Below are 18612 nucleotides of genomic sequence, written 5' to 3'. Positions count from 1 at the left end.
TGCAGAGGACCGCAGCTCCGCGGTCACAGGACCCGGCGCCTACGGCCGAGCCAGGTCTGGGCCACCACCACGACGGCGAGGAAGGCGCCGCTGACGACCTGCTGGTAGGCGGAGTCGAGGGAGCCGATCTGGTTGATGACGTTCTGGATCACCTTCAGCAGGAGGACCCCGACCAGCGAACCGCTGACGAATCCGAAACCGCCGGACAGCAGGGTGCCGCCGATGACGACCGCCGCGATGGCCTCCAGCTCCATGCCCGAGCCGAGGATCGTCACGCCCGACAGCAGCCAGGCGGCGTTGAGCGCGCCGGCGAGTCCGGCGCACAGACCCGAAACGGCGTACACCGCGATCTTCGTCCGTGCCACGGGGGCACCCATCAGGGCCGCCGCGTCCTCGTTGCCGCCGACCGCGTACACGTACTGGCCGAATCTCGTGCGTCGCAGTACGACGGCTCCCAGTACGAACAGGGCCACCGTGATCCACACGGGCACGCCGATGCCGAGCAGTGAGCCCTGGCCGAGCGTCGCGAGGAACGAGTCCTTGCCCACGAGATAGGTCCGTGAGCCCTCGTCGGTGATCGCCAGCAGGATGCCGCGCGCGCCGAGCATGGCGGCGAGGGTGACGATGAACGGGGCCAGTCCCGACCGGGCGATGAGCAGCCCGTTGACCAGGCCGATCAGCCCGCACACCGCGAGCGGGAGCAGCAGGGCCACCGCCGAGCCGTACTGCGAGCCCCAGGCCGCCACCACGCCGCCGAGGGCGAAGAGCGAGCCGACCGACAGGTCGATCCCGCCGGTGACGATGACGAACGTCATGCCGAGCGCGACCACGGCGAGGAAGGCCGAGGACAGCGCCATGTTCTCCAGGTTGTCGCCGGTCAGGAAGGTGTCGAAGCTCAGCGACGCCACGACCATGGCCACCAGGAGGGTGACCAGGGCCCCGTGCTGCTGGGCGAGGGCGCTGAAGCGGTCGGCCCGCCCCGGTCCGAGGTCCTCGTCGGTGATCCGCTGGACGGCGTCGGGCTGCATGTCGGCTTCCGTGGTCTCGGTGGTCATCGCTTCCCCCGTTCGCGGGCCGCGTAGACGGCACCGACGATCACCACGGCCTGGGCCATCTGCGTCCACGACGGCGGCAGGTCGTGCTTGACGAGCGTGGTGGTCAGCAGCTGGATGAGGACGGCACAGGCGACCGTGCCGCCGATACGGACCCGGCCGCCGGACAGCGGAGTGCCGCCGACCACCACGGCGGTGATCGCCGACAGTTCCATCAGCGTGCCCAGTGAGGTCGGGTCGCTGGCCGTCAGCCGGGCGGTGGCGAGGACGCCCGCCGCCGCGGCCAGCGCGCCGGAGGATGCGTACACCACGATGAGGGCCCGGCGGACGGTCAGGCCGGCGAGCCGGGCCGCCGGCCGGCTGTCGCCGATGGCGAGCAACTGCCGCCCGAAGGTGGTGCGGCGCACCACGAAGGCCACCAACAGGGCCAGGGCGACGGCGATGAGGACGAGATACGGCACGCCCAGCACGTCGCCGGAGCCGAGCGCCGTCATGCCCGGATCGTGTACGTCCTTGAGCTGGGGGAGCAGAACCAGGGCGAGGCCGCGACCGGCGACCATGAGGGCGAGCGTGGCGACGATCGGCTGAACTCCCAGGTGGGCGACCAGTGTTCCGTTCGCGAGCCCGATCAGGATGCCGCCCGCCACCGCCACGAGAACGGCGGCCCACACCCCGTAGCCGAGGTAGAGGGACAGCAGCGAGGTGGACAGGGCCATCACGGAGCCCACCGACAGGTCGACGCCCTCGGTGCCGATCGCCAGCGCCACGCCCAGCGCGACGATGAGCACGGGTGCGACCTGGACGGCCTGGGTGCGGAAGTTCTCCGCGGAGACGAAGTGATCGGTGAAGGCGAAGTTGAAGAGCAGGAGTGCGGCGACGCCCGCGTAGACGCCGTACTCCTGGAGCAGGCGCAGCAGCCGGTCGCGGTCCACCCGGCCCTGCGCGAGCGTGAGTTCAGTCATGGTGGCTCCCGGCGGGTTCGGCCGCGATGGCCCGCATCAGCGCGTCCTCGGTGACGGCGTCGCCGGTCAACTCGTCCACCACCGCCCCGTCCTTGAGTACGAGGATCCGGTCGCTTCCCTCGATCAGCTCCTCGGTGTCGGAGGAGATCAGGAGCACGGCGAGTCCGTCGTCGGCGAGTTCGTCGATGAGTGCCTGTACCTCCGCCTTGGCGCCGACGTCGATCCCGCGGGTCGGCTCGTCCAGCAGCAGCACCTTCGGGTGCAGGGCGAGCCAGCGGGCCAGCAGCACCTTCTGCTGGTTGCCGCCGGAGAGTTCGCCCACCTTCTGGTGCGGGCCGGACGACTTGATGCGCAGCCGCTTCACGAAGGTGTCGACGATCCGGTCGATACGGGCGTCGTCCACCAGGCCGAACCGCGAGAGCGAGGGCAGGGCGGCCAGCGCGATGTTCTCCCGTACCGAAAGACCGGGGACGATCCCCTCGGCCTTGCGGTCCTCCGGCAGCAGGCTGATGCCGGCGCGGATCGCGGCCGGTGTCGAGCCGGTGCGCACGGCGGCGCCGCCGACCGAGACCCGGCCCGAGTCCGTCGGCAGTGCCCCGGCGACGGCCCTGGCCGTCTCGCTGCGGCCCGAGCCGAGCAGCCCGCCCAGGCCCACGACCTCGCCCGGGCGGATGGAGAGCGACACGTCCCGCAACTGGTGACGGACCGTCAATCCCCCGGCGTGCAGCATGGGTTCGGCCGACGCGTGGTGGGATCCGGTGAACTTGGTCAGGCCCTCGCTGCGGACCTCACCGATCTCCCGGCCCAGCATGAGCGAGACCAGACGCAGGCGGTCGAGGTCGGCGAGGCGGCCGGTGTGCACCACGCGGCCGTCACGCAGCACGGTGACCGAGTCGCAGATCTCGTACAGCTCGTCCATCCGGTGGCTGACGTAGACCACGGCGATACCGCGCTCGCGCAGCATGCGGATCACGTCGAACAGGGTGCGCACCTCACGCGGTTCGAGCGAGGAGGTGGGCTCGTCCATGATGACGACACGGGCGTCGATGGCGACGGCCCGGGCGAGGGCCACCATCTGCTGGGCCCCGACGCCGAGTTCGCGCAACGGGCGGCGCACGTCGACGCGGATGCCCAGGCCGCGCAGCGCCTCGTCCGCCTCCCGGTGCATGCGCCGGAAGTCGATCAGACCGAGCCGGCCGCGGGGCTCGCGGCCGAGGAGGAGATTGCGGGCCACGCTCATCAACGGGACGAGGTTGACCTCCTGGTAGATGGTCGAGATGCCCGCCTGCTGGGCCTGCAGAGGTGTGGTGAAGCGGACCGGCGTGCCGTCGTGGACGATCTCGCCCGCGTCCGGCCGGTAGACGCCGGTGAGTACTTTGATCAGGGTCGACTTGCCCGCGCCGTTCTCGCCGACGAGGGCGTGGACCTCCCCGGCGCGGGCGGTGAAGTCCACGTCGGACAGCGCCTTCACGCCGGGGAAGACCTTGGACACGCCGGTGACAGCGAGCATCTCAGTACGCCTTGGTGAGGTCCGACTTGGCGTTGGCCTCGGTGTACGCGCTGTCCTTGATAACGATGTCCTGAGCCACTTCGGCGCCCTTGGTGAAGGTGTCGAGAGTCTGGAAGGCGAGCGGCCCGAAGCGCGGGTTGGACTCGATGACGCCGCTGATCCAGCCGTCCACGATGCCCTGCACGGCGTTGCGCGTGCCGTCGATGGTCACGATCTTCACGGCGCCCGCCTTCTTGCCCGCGCCCTTGAGGGCGTTGACGGCGCCGAGGCCCATCTCGTCGTTCTCGGCGTAGATGCCCTTGATCCCGGGCTTGGACTGGATGAGGTTCTCGGTGACCGACTGGCCCTTCTCGCGGGCGAATTCGCCGGTCTGCTGGAACACCACCTTGAGACCGGGCGCCTTGTCCTTGATCCGGTCGATGAAGCCCTTGGTGCGCTCCGTCGTGACGTTGTTGCCCGCGGAACCGAGCAGGATGGCGATGTCACCCTTGCCGCCGGTCGCCTCGATCATCTCGTCCGCGGCGCGCTTGCCCTGCTCCACGAAGTCGGAGCCGATGAAGCTCACATAGTCCTTGCAGGCGGTGGCGTTGATCTTGCGGTCCACCGTGACGATCGGGATGTGCTTGGCCGCCGCCGTACGCAGCACGGGTTCCCAGCCGTCCGAGTTGAGCGGCGCGATGACGAGCAGGTCGGCGCCCTTGGCGATGAGGTCCTGGACGTCGCTGATCTGCTTGGAGAACTGCGACTGGGCGTTGGCGGTGAGGAGCTTGACGCCCCGCTTCTTGGCCTCCGCCCTGATGGAGGCGGTCTCCGCGATCCGGAAGGGATTGGCCTCCTTCTCGGACTGGGAGAAACCGACGGTGGCGCTCTTGAGGTCGAGCTTCTCGCCGCCGTAGGCGTCGATGGTGCAGGCGGGCCCGGATCCGGCACTGGGCGAGGCGACCTGCTGGCCGGAGTCACCCTGCTGGGGTGCGGCCTTGTCGCTGTCGGAGGCGCCCTCGGACTTGGTGCATCCGGTGGTCAGGACCAGGCTTGTCAGGAGGCCGGTGGCGAGGAGGGTTCGAGCGGAGGTACGACGGAGAAGTGCGGTGGGCTTCATGGGAGTTCCCCAAACGGCGCGGCCCCGGCGCTGAGAGCGCTCCCGGGGAGTTCGGCACTTGCGGTCAACATGGCGTGCACGTCGTTCAGGGGAGTTTTTTACATCGTTGGAAGGAGGCTGTAAAGCCTTCCGTCCGAAATCTCGGCCAGTTGGTCCGGACCGTGGTCAGCGTCGTCCGAGGGTGCTCTCCCGCTCCACCAGCCGGTATTCCGCGGTGAGTTCACGTCCTCCGGGATCCTGACGGCCCGACAGGCTGCGCAGCAGTGAGCCCATCGCGAGGCGGGCGATGGCCTGCTTGTCCGGCGCGATCGTGGTCAGCGAGACGGCTCCGAAACGGCTCTCGGCGATGTCGTCGAAACCCACCACGGCGACGTCCCACGGCACCCTGAGTCCACGCTCGTGCAGCACCCGCATGGCGCCGATCGCGATGAGGTCGTTGTACGCGAAGACGGCGTCGGGCCGGATGCCCGAGTCCAGCAGCCGCGCCATGGCCCGGGCCCCGTCGTCCCGGTCCCAGCCGTCGACGGGCACGACCATGTCGTCCGTGGTCGGCAGGCCGGCCGCCGTCAACTCCGCCCGCCAGCCGTCGAGTCGCAGATGGGCGGGGCGGTTCGCGGAGTCGGTGCGGGCACCGAGGTAGGCGATCCGGGTCCGGCCGCGGCCGATCAGATGGCGCACCGCCTCTCGCGAGGCGGCCACGTTGTCGATCGCGATGTGGTCGAACGGCAGGTCGTACTCGCGCTCGCCGAGCAGCACCAACGGCACGTCGTCGGCCCGGCCGTGCAGGTCCTCGGCCTCCAGCTCCAGCGGGCTCAGGATCAGCCCGTCGATCACCCGGGCCCGGAAACCCTGGCTGACCAGCAGCTCCTGCTCACGGTCGCCGCGCGTGTGGTCGAGCAGAACCGTGAACTCGTGCTGGGCCGCCGCGTCGATCACCGCGCCGGCGAGTTCGGCGAAGTAGGGATTCCCGAGCTCGGGAACGGCGAGCGCGATGATCCCCGTACGGCCCTTGCGCAGATGGCGCGCGGTGAGGTTCGGCCGGTATCCGAGCTCGTCGATCGCCTCCTGCACCTTGGCGCGCATCGCCGGTGTGACGTGCGGATAGTTGTTCACGACGTTGGAAACGGTCTTGATCGAGACGCCGGCCCGTTCGGCCACGTCCTTCAGGCTGACCCGCAAGGGATCTCCTCGGCATCGACGGGGGCTCCGCGACCGGAGCTTTGTCATGGACCTGGACAGCGGCCGGGAGCCGTGCTCTCATGCCAACTGCCTCTGCTTCCAACGTTGTACAGACTGAAGCACCGAGCCGCCACCCTTCCTCAACCAAGGAGGATTCGTGCGCATCAGACCGTTCACACACAGCCTCGCCCTGCTCGTCGCAGCGGTGCTGGGTGCCGCGGGACTTGCCGCAGCACCTGCCGCGACGGCCGCGGAGGATCCAGAGATCCACGGCCTCAAGGGTGAGTACTACACCCAGTCCGCCCCCGGCGCCTTCGACTTCCACGAACTCAAAGCCACCGGATTCGACCCGCAACTCGACTTCGACAACCTGGAACCCCGTCTGCGTTCGGCCACCGGTCGGTCGGACGACGTCTCCGTCCGCTGGACCGGCCGGATCGTGCCGGAGAAGACCGGTCCCACCACCTTCTCGATCATCGGCGACAACGGCTTCCGCCTCTGGGTGGACGGGAAGATCGCCATCGACCACTGGGTCGACGACTGGGACCGCGAACAGACCAGCCAATCGGTGGAGTTGACCGCCGGCAAGGCCTACGACATCAAGATCGAGTACTTCGAGCGCTACGGAGGCTCCAACCTCCACGTGCGCTGGACGCCGCCCGGCGGCACCAAGACCGCCATCCCGCAGTCGGCCTTCCTGCTGCCCGCGGGCTACGACTACAACGGGGCCATCGCCGCCACGGTCCTCAAGGACGGCCGTACCCTGCGGCTCGACTTCGCCCAGGCACTCGCGGCCGCCCCGGCCGGTCTCACCGACCACCTGGACGCCGTGATCGGCGGAGCCACCTGGCCACTCGGCCGGACGCGACTGGATCCGGCCAACCCGAGATCGCTGCTGGTCACGCTCAAGGAACCCGTGGTCGGCAACAAGACCGGCACAGCGCGAGGCGCCGCAGATGTGCGCTACGACGGATCGGGTGGCCTCTCCGGCAAGGACGGCAACGTTGTCAAGGCCTTCTGGAGCAGCGGCGCCAACAAATCCACCTACCAGCTGAGCACCCCGTGGGGCGAGAAGGTCACCCCGGCCAACGCCCACCGCGAGTACCCCAGGCCGCAGCTCACCCGCAGCGACTGGAAGAACCTCAACGGCAGCTGGCAGTTCGCCGCGGCGAAGGCGGGCGAACAGCCCCCGGTGGGGCGGAAACTCGCCGAGAAGATCCTCGTCCCGTACCCCGTCGAGTCCCAGCTGTCGGGCATCGAACGACACGAGGACCGGATGTGGTACCGGCGCACCTTCACCGTCCCGTCCGACTGGAAGATCGGCTCCGCCAAGCGCCTGCAGCTCAATTTCGGCGCGGTCGACTGGCGCTCCGAGGTCTACGTCAACGGCACCAAAGTGGCCGAACACAAGGGCGGCTACGACAAGTTCAGCGCCGACGTCACCGACGCCCTCAAGCCCGGCCGCACCCAGGAGCTGATCGTCGGCGTCTACGACCCGACCGACGCCGCGAGCGGCGAGAACCCGCCCATCGGCAAGCAGCGCCTCGACCCCAGCGGCATCTGGTACACCCCGTCCTCCGGTATCTGGCAGACCGTGTGGATGGAGCCCGTCGCCACCGACCGCGTCGACTCGCTGAAACTCACCCCGGACGCCGGCGCGGGCACCCTCACCGTCGAGCCGCAGGGTGTACGCCCCGGACTCGCCGTCACCGCGACCGCGTACGACGGCAAGCGGAAGGTCGCCACCGTCACCGGACGCACCGGAAGCCCGCTCACCCTGAAGATCAAGAACCCCCGGCTGTGGTCGCCTGACGACCCCTTCCTGTACGACCTGAAGGTCAGCGTCGGCGCCGACCGCGTCAACAGCTATTTCGGCATGCGGTCCATCGCCGTCGAGAACGTGAACGGAACCCCGCGAACCGTCCTCAACGGCAAGCCGGTCTTCATGATGGCCACCCTCGACCAGGGGTTCTGGCCGGACGGCCTGAACACCGCCCCCAGCGACAAGGCCCTGGCCTACGACCTGAAGATGCACAAGGCGATGGGCTTCAACTCGGTCCGCAAGCACATCAAGGTCGAACCCGACCGCTGGTTCTACTGGGCCGACCGGCTCGGCCTGCTGGTGTGGCAGGACATGCCGGCCATGACGGCGGGCGTCAACCCGTCCACCGAGGCCCGCGCCCAGTACGAACTAGAGATGAAGCAGATGATCGACGAGCACATCAGCAGCCCGTCCATCGTCATGTGGGTCACCTTCAACGAAGGGTGGGGCCAGTACGACGTGGGCCGCATCGCCACACAGGCCAAGGCCTGGGACCCGACCCGCCTGGTCAACAACCAGTCGGGCCTCAACCTCGGCGCCGACGGCGGCACCGGCGACATCATGGACGAGCACGGCTATCCGAGCCCCGCGCTACCACCGCGCCCGGACGGCAAACGGGCCACGGTCATGGGCGAGTACGGCGGCCTCGGCCTGGCTGTACCCGGACACGCCTGGTCGGTGCAGCAGTCCTATGTCGACGTCGACCCGGCCACGTACACCGACGACTACCTCACCAAGCTCGCCGAGGTGCGCGCCCTGGCCTGCAAGGGTGGCAACGGCGCGGTCTACACCCAGATCGCGGACGTCGAGGGCGAGCTCAACGGGCTGATCACATACGACCGCAAGGTCGTCAAGCCCGATGTGCCACGGGTCAAGGCGGCCCACGAGGCACTGATCAACGACGTGTCGCGGCCGACTCCCGCCGGCTGCGCCTGACCCGGACCGCCCGGCGAACGGCTCACCGCCGCTCGCCGGGCGGCTTCTCCGGTTCCACGACACGGCGAGTGCGCTGCTCGCGGGCGGCGGGATCGGAGGCGTACGGATCACGGGCGGCGGGGCTGAGGGGTGGATGGATCACGCGTCATGGGAAACGGACCGTGACGGCGAGGCCGCCCGCCTGGCCGGGCTCGGCCGTCGCCTCGGTTCCGTGGGCCTCGGCGATGGAGCGGACGATGGCGAGGCCCAGCCCGTGGCCGGTCGTGCCGACGCGGTCCTGGGCGAGACGGCGGAACGGCTCGAAAAGGTCCGGTACCCGGTCGGTGGGCACCGGAGGCCCGGTGTTGGCCACGGTCAGCGTGCGGCCGTCGAGCCGTACCCGGACTCGGCCGCCGGGGTGGTTGTACTGAATGGCGTTGCGGACGAGGTTGGTCAGCAGGTGGCGCAGCAGTACCGGATCACCGAGGACCTTCAACTGCCGGTCTGCCGACACCTCTACGTCCACTTGCCCGCTCCTGGCCTGCGGGGCGAGCTCGGCCGCCACCAGCCGGGCCGCGGCCGACAGGTCCACGGTCTCGGTCTCTTCCAGGCCGCGATCGCTGCGGGCGAGCAGCAGCAGCGCGGTGATCAGCCGCTCGGCCTCACGGTTGGCGGTGAGCAGATCCTCGCGTACGTCGGCGAGACCCTCGGGGAGGGGATCGGCGAGGCCGACCTCCAGGCTGGTGCGCTGGACCGCGAGGGGAGTTCTCAGTTCGTGGGAAGCGTTGGCGACAAAGCGTCGCTGGCTCTCGAACGACTTCTCCAGTCGGTCCAGCATGGTGTCGAACGTGTCGGCCAGGCGGTGGAGTTCGTCGTCGGGACCGGTGAGCGCCAGCCGCTGATGCAGGTTCTGCTCACTGATCCGACGGGTGGCCTCCGTCATCGCGGCGACCGGCCCGAGCGCCCGTCCGGCCAGCCACCGGCCGACCAGTCCGGCCAGCAGTGCCATGACGAGCAGCCCCACGGCCGACCAGAGGACCATCTGTCGCAGGGCCGTGTCCTGCACGGCCTGTACGGTCTGGTCCATCTGCCGGATCATGGCGAAGTCGTCGCGAGGCCTGACCAACGGTGGCAGAGTTCCCTGCGGATCCGTGGGTTGCGCGCCCACTGTGGCGAACCCGCCGCCGCTCGGCACTTCGCCCTTCCTGATCTCGATTCCCTTGACCTGCTGGGCCGTTCCATAGCGCGCGAGCAGCACCACGAAGGCGAGCAGGGCCGCGCCGGCGAGCAGGAAGAGCACGGAGAAGGCCACGGTCAGCCGGGCACGGAACGGCATGCCCCGCAGCAGCGCCCGCGGGTTCAGTCGCACAGCCGGTATCCCTGACCCTTGTCGGCGGTGATGAGGCCGGGGTCGCCGAGTTTGCGGCGCAGCCGGCTGACGACGGCCCGTACCACGCTGGTGCGCGGGTCGAGGTTCTCGTCCCAGAGGGTGCGTACGAGTTCGTCGTGCGGCACCGCCACCCCCTGGGCCTCCATCAGCAGTTGCAGGACCGCGAACTCCTTGGGTGTCAGTTCCAGCGGCCGACCCTCCACGGACACCTCGTGCCGTGCCCGGTCCAGGGTGATGCCCTCGTGTCGCAGCGCGAGCGGTGGCGACTTGGGGACACGGCGGCCGAGCGTCCGAATGCGGGCGACCAGCTCGGCGAAGTCGAAGGGCTTGGCCAGGTAGTCGTCCGCGCCGAGCGTCGTGAGCCCGTAGACCCTGTCCGTGAGCTCGCCGGCCGCGGTGAGCATCAGGATCCTTGGCGGGTCGGTGAGTTCGCGCAGCCGTCGGCACACCTCGTCGCCCGTCATGACCGGCAGATCGCGGTCGAGGACCAGCACGTCGTACTCGGTGAGCAGGCACATCCGCTCGGCCTCGTCACCGGAGACTGCGAGATCGACGGCCATCGCCTGCCGACGCAGACCGGTGGCGATGGTGCGGGCGAGAACACGATGGTCCTCGGCTACCAGAACTCTCATGCGCCCCATGAAACCCGGCGCGGCATTGCAGCGGAGTAAGGACAGTGGCCTCAGCGGCACATCCACGACATTGCACGGACTGCGCCCTTACGCCCCTGTAACGCGCTTATCCCGCTGCAAAGTGCGCCCTGCTTCTGTCGTGGCCATGAACTTCGTCAAGCGCGCCGGGCTGAGCCTGCGTGCCAGGAAAGTCAGGACCGCCGTCCTGCTGGGGATCTTCGTCGTCATCTGCACCCTGCTGCTGGGCGGCTTCCTGCTGCAAGGCGCCACCGCCCGTCAGGAGGCGGACGCACAACGGACGATCGGCGTCGACGTGACCCTGAAGGGCAAGGACCTCACTCCGGCGCTGGCGGACCGGCTCGGGTCGTCGCCGCAGGTGCACCGGTACAACCCGCGGCTCCCGATCGAGGCCGGGGCCCGCGGCATCGAGCCGCTGGAGTCCGACGTCCCGAGGCCTGGCGGCAACCGCGCCGGGGCGAAGACACCGCGTCCCCTCTCCCTGACACTGAACGGCGTGCGGGACTCGGGCCTGCTGCTGCCTTTCTCGTACGGCTCGAACAAGATCACAGCGGGGCGTGGGATCACTCCTGGGGACGCCGACCGTCGGGTCGCCGTGGTCGAGCAACGGCTGGCCGAGAAGAACGGGCTCAAGGTCGGCGACAGCCTCCGCGCGAAGTCCGCCGACGGCAAGCGCACCGTGCCGCTCACGGTCGTCGGGATCTACCGCGACTCGACGCCCGACCCGACGAGGTGGACGCCGCCCCACCTGCTGCCCGGCAACACGCTGTACGTACCGGTCCGCACGGTTCAGCAACTGGGCCCAGATGTCGAGGACTTGGCCGAAGCGGTCTTCAGGATCGGCGCCCCCGAACAGGCCGAGCAACTGCATACCGAGGCCCGGCGGCTCCTCGGCACGGAGTCGTTCGACTTCCACGTCAACGACAAGGCGTACAAGGACCAGGTCCGTCCGATCCAGCGGGTCGGTACCTTCGCCCGGCTGATCGTCCAGCTCATCGCCCTGGCCGGGGCGCTCATTCTCGGGCTCATCGTGATGCTGCAGATCCGGGAACGCCGCGACGAACTCGGGATGCTGCTTTCGCTGGGCGAGAAGAAGTGGAAGCTCATCGGCCAGCACACCGTGGAAGTCGCCGCCGTTGCCCTGCCCGCGGTGGCCGTCGCCGCCCTCGCCGGTCAGATCGCCGCCCAACAGGCGGGCGACGCACTGCTGGGCCACCAGGAGTCCACGTCCTCCCCGGGCCCCCGATCCCCGGACACACCGGCCGACTCGCCGGAGATGCGTGTCCAGCCGTCCGACCTCGGCAAGGTCGCCGGCATCGGTCTCGGCATCTCCCTGGTCTCCACCGTCGTCCCCGGCATCGGAATTCTCCGCCTCCACCCCCGCTCCATCCTCACCGACAGCGAATAAGCACCGCACGACACAGACCGGGAGAGCCGACCGACATGAACTTCGTCAAACGCGCAGGGTTCAGCCTGTGGTCCCGCAGGGGCAGGACCCTGATCACCCTCTGCACCTTCCTCGTCATCTCCGTGATGGTGCTGGCCGGTGTACTGATCCAGGACGCGACCGCCCAGGCCAAGAACGAGGCCAAGCGCTCCGTGGGCGCCGAGGTCAACCTGGGGATGGACCTGAGCGGCCAGAACGCCGCAGGTGGTCTGGTGGCCCCTCAGATCAGTGCCAGAACGGTGGAAAAGCTGGGCGCGTCCACGCTGGTCCAGAAGTACAACTACTCCATGTTCGACCGGGGCGTCGTCAAGGGCGGCACCGAGCTGGTCACCGGGGGAGAGGACACCAAGGCCCCCGGCATGGGTCCCGACGGCACCCCGACCATCGGAGTCCTCGACACCGCGCTCCTGCCCGACTTCCGCAGCGGGAAATTCCAACTCCTGTCCGGAGCGCACCTCACCGCCGCCGACAAGGACAAGCACCTGCTGCTGATCGAGGAGAGGCTGGCCCGGAAGAACGGCCTCAAGACCGGCGACAAGATCACCCTGGGGGCCAACGAAGGCTCTGCCACGGCGGAGTTCACAGTGGCCGGCATCTACCGCGACCCGCGACCCAGCTCCGAACCCGAGCCCGAGCACTTCGTCGACCCGGCCAACATGCTGTACGCGTCCATCGGCGGCTTCGCCGGCCTCAACGCCACCAAGGGCGCGTCCCTCCAGGTCAGGAATGCGACGTTCCTCCTCCAGGACGCCGAAGACCTGGAGCGGTTCAAGGAGGAGGCCGAGCGGATCGCGGGGTCCGAGCTCGACGGCTTCAAGCTGGACGCGAACGACAAGGCGATCCGGCAGATGACGGGCCCTCTGGACAGCATCGGTTCCACCGCCACCCTCGCGATGTGGCTGATCGGCATCGCGGGCGCCGCCGTGCTCGTCCTCCTCGTCAACCTCGCGGTCAAGCAGCGTCGCAAGGAGTACGGCGTACTTCTGGCCATGGGCGAGAAGAAGTGGAAACTCATCGCCCAGCAGGCGCTGGAGATCGTCGCGGTCGCGGCCCTCGCCATCGGCCTGAGCTCCCTGTTCACCCAGAACCTGACCCAGAGCGCCAGCCGGTCGCTGCTCGGCGAAGAGGCCGCCGAAGCCCGGCACAGGCTCGAATCCTGGCAGCCCCCGGCTCCCGGCAGCACCGGCATCGACCAGGGCATCGACCCGGACGACAAGCCGGTGGAGAACGCCGACCCCATCGACAGGATCGACATACGCCTCGACCCCGCGGCCCTCGCCACCGTGGGCGCCGTCGGCCTCGGCCTCGGACTGCTCGCCACCGCCGTCCCGGCCGCCTCCGTAGTGCGGCTCAGCCCGCGGACCATCCTCACGAAGGGCAAGTGACAGCCACCATGACCAACACCACCGCCACCGAACCCCCGCCCGTCCTCCGGCTCGACGGCATCAGCCACACCTACATCGGCCAGCGCCGCCGGACCACCGTGCTCAAGAACATCGACTACAGCTTCCGGCGCGGCACCTTCTACACCGTCCTAGGACCCTCGGGCAGCGGCAAGACCACGCTGCTCAGCCTCGCGAGCGGCCTCGACGCACCCACCCGGGGCACCATCAGCTTCAACGGCCAGGACCTGACGAAGCTCGGCCTCGGCCGCTACCGCAACAAGCACGCCGCCACGATCTTCCAGCACTACAACCTGCTCACCTATATGACCGCCCTTCAGAACGTCACCACCGCCATGGAGATCACCGGAGTGAAACCGGGCAGTGGCGGCCGCAGAGCGCGCGCACTGGAACTCCTGGAGCAGGTCGGCCTGGACAAGCACATGGCGACGCGCAACGTCATGCGGCTCTCCGGAGGCCAGCAGCAGCGTGTCGCCATCATCCGAGCCCTGGCCTGCGACGTCGACATCCTCTTCGCCGACGAACCCACCGGAAACCTCGACGAGGACACCGCCCAGGGCATCATCGACACCTTCCGCGAACTGGCCCACGAACAGGACAAGTGTGTGGTGGTCGTCACCCACTCCCAGCGCCTGGCGTCCCAGTCGGACCGCGTCCTCACCCTGCGCAAGGGCAAGCTGACGGAGTGACTCATGGGCGGCTCGCTCGCCGTACGCGGCTACTCCGGAAGCTCCAGCATGGGTTCACCGCAGGACTGGCATTCGGCGAAGACATCGAGATCGTTGAGTATCTCGGCGTACTCGGGGTGACCCTTGAGGGCCGCCGCGGCGGCGAGGAGATAGCGAGTGGTCATCTGGTCGTGCTCCGCCGTGGCCAACGTGTCCGCCAGCAGGGTCATGGCCTCGGGGAGCGCCTGACGATAGGCATCCGCGATGTCCTGGGGCAGGTCGGCCGGAGTCTCGCCCAGTTCGCCGAAACACATGGCCACGAGGCCGACGACGTACAGGTAGTCGTCGCGCTTCGCCGGAGGAAGTCCGCGCGCGATCGTGACGATGTACGGCACGGCCGCGTAGGCGGCCGGCCAGGCGGTGCCCTCGGAACACAGGTACGGCCACAGGTCGTTGAAGTGTCCGCCGTTCGTGGGGTCGGCGATCAGATGGCGCAACTCGTCGGGCACGAAGGGGGAGTCGGGCGAACTGCCCTGCCCCTTGGACCAGCCCCGATGGTCGAGGGCGGTCCAGCGCGGGTCGTCCAAAGGCATCATGAGCGGACAGTGTAGGTGGACCGGATCGCCCGTCCGCCGGGAGGTCCAGGTGTCTCTCGGCAGCGAACCGACCAGGCACGACGAGGGCCGCGTACGGGGTGGCGCGGACGGCGGCGCGACGTGCTCCGGCGCTGCCGCCTGTCGTGATCCCGATTCGGCTCATGTGACAGAACGGCAGTCAGGAGACCCTCATCATGCCCCATTTACCCGGACCCGAGGACTCGGCCGATCTGTCCAGGCGCAGCTTCGGCCGGCCCGCCGCCCTCGGACTCGCCGCCGGTACAGGCTCGTTCGTACTCGGCTCGCCAGCAGTGGCCCTCGGAGCGGAAGCGCAAGGACCACTACGACCGTGCCCGCAGGCCGGCAGGCAGCGATCCGGTCCTCCTCGCCGTGGTGAGGGCTCTGACGCCTCGCATCGACTTTCCTCGTCCGCCCGCGCCTGAGCCGCTGAAACTTTTCGACAACTTGGCCCCGGGCCACACCTCGGGCACCGTCTCGCCGGTCATCCCCGTACGGGCGGGACGCGAGCGCCACACGGCCATGTTGTGGGGCGGCATGAACCCGCCCACCGCACTCACGGAGCTGCGCACCTACCTGGCTTCCATCCACTCCTTCCGCGACCGGATCCGCCGGGCCGGCGTCGACGTGGAACTGTCCAACCACCCCAAACGACTACGGTCTCCAACGCGCCGAGCAGCTCCGGAACCGGCCCGACGGAGTGAACCCCTTCGTGCTCGGCCGGCCGAGCACGCAGCGGTTCATGGCAGTGATGGGCCTCGTGCTGCGCGGCAGGATCGCCGACGCCGAAGCGGCCGGGAGCCCGGGCGCAACCCTCCACGGGGCCGAGCCCGCCTAGAGGGAGGCGAGCAGCCCGTAGAGGAGCGGGATGCGCGGCGCGCTGTCCGGCAGCCGCCACCAGCCCGAAGGGGTGCGGATCATCTGCGGGAAGCGCGGCCAGGGGAGTTCCTCGCTCTCACGGAGCCGGACGATGCGCAGGCCGGCTCCGGCCAGTGCGTTGATCACCTCGTCCAGGCCGTGCCTCCACTCGAAGCTCTCCGTCGCGCCGTCGACCGCCGGGCCGTCGGTGTACGTGTGGGTGGAGTTGCCGCGGATGGCACCGCGCCCCTGGAGATAGTCGTGCCGCAGCAGAAGGTCCGGGCCCTCGTCGGGGGCGGGCTTGGGGCCGAGGGCGTTGAGCAGGGGGTGGAACTCGACGAGGTACAGCCGTCCACCCGGCCTGAGGAGACGGGCGATCACCTCCGCCCAGCGGTCCAGATCCGGCAGGTAGCACAGCGCCCCCTTGCCGGTGTAGACCACGTCGAAGCGTCCCTGGCCGAGCGCGTCCACCGCGTCGTACACATTGGCGCGTACGTAGTCGACGGCGCAGTCCGCCTTCGCCGCGAGGTCCCGGGCCGCCGCCACCGACGCCCCGGAGATGTCCAGGCCGACCGTGCGCGCTCCACGCCTCGCGAACGCGAGGGTCTCCGTGCCCAGATGGCACTGCAGATGCGCGACCTCCCGCCCGGCCAACTCGCCGAGGTCCTCCCATTCGAAGGGGGCGAACCAGCGGAACGGATCGGGTTGCTCCTCCACACCGTAGAAACGGCTGGCCAGGTGTACGGGAGTCCGCGCGTCCCAGTTCGCCCGGTTGGCCTGCATCATCTCCCGGACCACGGGATCGAAGCGCTCGGCAGCCTCAGTCATGGAGCCATCCAACCGTGAAATCCGTTCCTGCCGAAGCATCTCAGTGGATCTCGACAAACCCCTTCGCGAAGTCCCCTCGCACGCACCCCGAAAGAAGTTGCCCGGCGACCGATGAGTTGTCGGGCGGGCCGCGGTCTACCCCTGCGAAAGGCATCAACACCCAACAACGAAGCAGGAGTCAGTGCCATGAGCGCAACCACGCCCCAGACCCGTCCCACCTCCTCCGCCCGGTCCGCCCGCTCCGCGAAGCTGCTCGACACGCGCCCCGTGTGGCTGGTCGGCGTACTCGCCACGCTCGCCGGTGCCGTCGTGACCGAGGCGTTCGGGCTCATCGCCCGAGGCGTCGGAGTACCGATGGAGGCGGCCAGTCCCGGCGCCACGGAAGCGGCGGAGATCCCAGTGGGCGGCTTCTTCGGAGGTGTGCTGTTCTGGTCGGTCGTCGGCATCGTCCTCGCGGTGGCCCTGGCCCGCTGGGCGAAGCGGCCCGCCCGTACCTTCGTGGTGACCACCGTCGTGCTTACCGCACTGTCCATGGCGGGCCCTGCGATGGCCCCGCACACCGCGACCTCCACCCAGATCGTCCTGGCGGTGTCCCATCTGGTCGCCGCGGCTGTGATCATTCCCGTGGTGGCGCGTCGGCTCTCCCACCGGCGCCCGTGACCCGCATCGGAAGACGTGCAGCAGCTGTGGCGGACGGCCCACATGGGCCGGCCGCCATTGATGTCGTATGGTGCCGGCGGTGTGCCGTGGCTCAGCCTCGGGTGGGCTCACCCCGAGGTGGCGCCGGCTACGCGGTCAGGCGCAGAGGACGCGGGTCTCGGGCGTGCAGACCGGACCGCCGCTGGTGTTCGCGCCGTCGCTGAACTCCGCGTAGAAGTACGAGTAGAAGCCGATGTTCCCGTTGCAGCCGTGACGCCGCCGACATCGGGGCGCTGCTCGGCCTGGCCTCGCAGAGCAGGCTGCGGGTCGAGATGGGCCACCGCGGCGGCTGGGGCAGCGCCGGCCCGGTGCTGCGGGAGATGTCCGCCGGCCGCCTGCGCGGCAAGGCGGTCCTGAGCGTCGTCTGACCTCACCCGAGCCGACCGGGACGAAGGCTGCCCGGCCGACCCGCGTACCCCTGCGCAACACCGCCCCCGGGGCGCCGTCGCGGGGCAGCCGCATCCCCCGGAAGGAACCATCGGGCCGGGACCGGGGCGGCTCGCTCGGGCCCGGCACGAGAAGTACGGGGCCGTCCCGACGGTCTTGCGCGTGACGGCGACCACGGTGGTCTGCCTCCTCAGACCGCCACCCGGGCCTGGGCCGTGGCGTGTTGGGCCTCCCGTCCCATGCGCCACAGCGCCGCCGAGAGCCAGATCAGGATGACGCCGACCAGGATGTGCAGCCCGATCGTGAGCAGGCTGTCGGACAGGCCGGTGAGGAACGCGAACAGCGGTAGCACGACGGCGAAGCCCCAGGCAGGAATCGTCGGAAACACCCGGGCGCGGATCATCGCGGCCCCGAACAGGGCAGAACCCACGGCGAACACGGCCGCACAGCCGATGAGCACGGGGATCGTCGGGCCGGTCAGCACCTCTTCGACGACGTCGTCGTCGAAGTAGAACAACACCAGGTTCGAGGCGAAAGCGGCGCTGCCGAACAGGCCGAGGCCGATGAGGTTCACGATGTGTGCCACCTCTGCGAAGCGGCCGGTGGCCGGGCGCTGCCGCAGTTGCAGCGCGGTGAGCAGCGGCAGGGCGAACGCTGGTGAGAGGCCGAGCGGGACGCTGGTGGCAGTGGTCTCCCCGGTGAACGCCTCGACCAGCGCGGGCAGGGCGATGAGCAGACCGGACAGTACTCCGCACAGGGCGCCGGCGCGAAACGTCGATGAGGTGATGGGTGAGGTGATGGGCGAGGACATGAGGCCAACTCCGGTTGCTCCGAGGTTCTGACAGTGGGACAGGCCGCAACCGTAGGGAGCCACCGATCAGCGGCAGGAGGTGCAGAACGGGGACATCGACGGCCGGAAGTCACCATCTCCCGCGCGCCGGCCGGCCGTTCGGCACGTGTCGTTCGGCCTCAACCGTTCGGAGTTTCCGCAGCGATGCCGCTGAGCCGTCGGGTTCGGCCTAGCCTGACGACAGCGGGTGAGGGGGGTGTTCATGGCGGCGTACGGGCCCGTGCGGTGGGTGCCGCCGCTGTTGTACGGCGCCGTGCTCGTGGGCGGTCTGTACTATGC

At 69.4% G+C, this 18612-nt stretch carries 15 protein-coding genes; 5 read left to right on the top strand and 10 right to left on the bottom strand.

All coding sequences use genetic code 11. From position 1 onward, the window contains the following. Positions 1-23: 23 nt before the first annotated feature. The 5 genes from O3Q52_RS02355 to O3Q52_RS02335 all read right to left on the bottom strand — a co-directional run bounded on the left by O3Q52_RS02355 (position 24) and on the right by O3Q52_RS02335 (position 5802). A complete protein-coding gene (locus O3Q52_RS02355; RefSeq protein ID WP_269647129.1) occupies positions 24-1028 on the bottom strand; it encodes an ABC transporter permease in 1005 nt (334 codons plus the stop codon). A 23-nt stretch (positions 1029-1051) separates the two neighbouring features. Further along, complete coding sequence (locus tag O3Q52_RS02350) at positions 1052-2014, bottom strand: ABC transporter permease (protein ID WP_269647090.1); 963 nt, start codon at positions 2012-2014, stop codon at positions 1052-1054. Next, positions 2007-3524, bottom strand: a complete 1518-nt coding sequence (locus O3Q52_RS02345; RefSeq protein ID WP_269647089.1) for a sugar ABC transporter ATP-binding protein — start codon at positions 3522-3524, stop codon at positions 2007-2009. The genes O3Q52_RS02350 and O3Q52_RS02345 overlap by 8 nt, the downstream gene beginning before the upstream one ends. Position 3525: 1 nt before the next feature. Continuing rightward, a complete protein-coding gene (locus O3Q52_RS02340; protein WP_269647088.1) occupies positions 3526-4623 on the bottom strand; it encodes an ABC transporter substrate-binding protein in 1098 nt (365 codons plus the stop codon). A gap of 165 nt (positions 4624-4788) precedes the next feature. After that, on the bottom strand, positions 4789-5802 hold the full coding sequence (locus tag O3Q52_RS02335; RefSeq protein WP_190231241.1) for a LacI family DNA-binding transcriptional regulator: 1014 nt from the start codon (positions 5800-5802) through the stop codon (positions 4789-4791). A gap of 157 nt (positions 5803-5959) precedes the next feature. Between O3Q52_RS02335 and O3Q52_RS02330 the strand changes: the two genes are divergently transcribed. Beyond that, the gene (locus O3Q52_RS02330) at positions 5960-8560 is read left to right on the top strand and encodes a PA14 domain-containing protein (protein ID WP_269647087.1); all 2601 of its coding nucleotides are present in this window, start codon (positions 5960-5962) and stop codon (positions 8558-8560) included. 145 nt (positions 8561-8705) lie between these two features. Here the strand turns inward: O3Q52_RS02330 and O3Q52_RS02325 are convergent, their stop codons facing one another. Together O3Q52_RS02325 and O3Q52_RS02320 are read right to left on the bottom strand one after the other, a co-directional pair. Continuing rightward, on the bottom strand, positions 8706-9908 hold the full coding sequence (locus tag O3Q52_RS02325; RefSeq protein WP_269647086.1) for a HAMP domain-containing sensor histidine kinase: 1203 nt from the start codon (positions 9906-9908) through the stop codon (positions 8706-8708). Continuing rightward, the gene (locus O3Q52_RS02320) at positions 9899-10561 is read right to left on the bottom strand and encodes a response regulator transcription factor (protein ID WP_269647085.1); all 663 of its coding nucleotides are present in this window, start codon (positions 10559-10561) and stop codon (positions 9899-9901) included. The genes O3Q52_RS02325 and O3Q52_RS02320 overlap by 10 nt, the downstream gene beginning before the upstream one ends. A 145-nt stretch (positions 10562-10706) precedes the next feature. On the opposite strand from O3Q52_RS02320, the gene O3Q52_RS02315 reads away from it, so the two are divergent. The 3 genes from O3Q52_RS02315 to O3Q52_RS02305 are packed head-to-tail and all read left to right on the top strand — an operon-like array spanning position 10707 to position 14118. Further along, a complete protein-coding gene (locus tag O3Q52_RS02315; protein WP_269647084.1) occupies positions 10707-11987 on the top strand; it encodes an ABC transporter permease in 1281 nt (426 codons plus the stop codon). 35 nt (positions 11988-12022) lie between these two features. Next, the gene (locus O3Q52_RS02310; RefSeq protein WP_269647083.1) at positions 12023-13411 is read left to right on the top strand and encodes an ABC transporter permease; all 1389 of its coding nucleotides are present in this window, start codon (positions 12023-12025) and stop codon (positions 13409-13411) included. 8 nt (positions 13412-13419) lie between these two features. Beyond that, on the top strand, positions 13420-14118 hold the full coding sequence (locus tag O3Q52_RS02305; RefSeq protein ID WP_369124160.1) for an ABC transporter ATP-binding protein: 699 nt from the start codon (positions 13420-13422) through the stop codon (positions 14116-14118). A gap of 29 nt (positions 14119-14147) precedes the next feature. On the opposite strand, the gene O3Q52_RS02300 is transcribed toward O3Q52_RS02305, so the two are convergent. Both O3Q52_RS02300 and O3Q52_RS02295 read right to left on the bottom strand, forming a co-directional pair. Further along, positions 14148-14693, bottom strand: coding sequence for a hypothetical protein (locus O3Q52_RS02300; protein ID WP_269647081.1), 546 nt, complete (start codon positions 14691-14693; stop codon positions 14148-14150). 852 nt (positions 14694-15545) lie between these two features. Next, on the bottom strand, positions 15546-16397 hold the full coding sequence (locus O3Q52_RS02295; protein ID WP_269647080.1) for a class I SAM-dependent methyltransferase: 852 nt from the start codon (positions 16395-16397) through the stop codon (positions 15546-15548). Positions 16398-16583: 186 nt separating this feature from the next. On the opposite strand from O3Q52_RS02295, the gene O3Q52_RS02290 reads away from it, so the two are divergent. Continuing rightward, a complete protein-coding gene (locus tag O3Q52_RS02290; RefSeq protein WP_269647079.1) occupies positions 16584-17057 on the top strand; it encodes a DUF6069 family protein in 474 nt (157 codons plus the stop codon). Between the two features lie 616 nt (positions 17058-17673). Here O3Q52_RS02290 and O3Q52_RS02285 read toward each other — a convergent pair. Beyond that, positions 17674-18294: a hypothetical protein gene (locus tag O3Q52_RS02285; protein ID WP_269647078.1), complete on the bottom strand. Its 621-nt coding sequence runs from the start codon at positions 18292-18294 to the stop codon at positions 17674-17676. Positions 18295-18612 lie beyond the last annotated feature (318 nt).

It is taken from the genome of Streptomyces sp. ActVer, assembly GCF_027270795.1.
Lineage (GTDB): Bacteria > Actinomycetota > Actinomycetes > Streptomycetales > Streptomycetaceae > Streptomyces > Streptomyces umbrinus_A.
The sequence above is the reverse complement of the archived record's forward strand: the minus strand, read 5'-3'. Positions and strand labels throughout refer to the sequence as shown.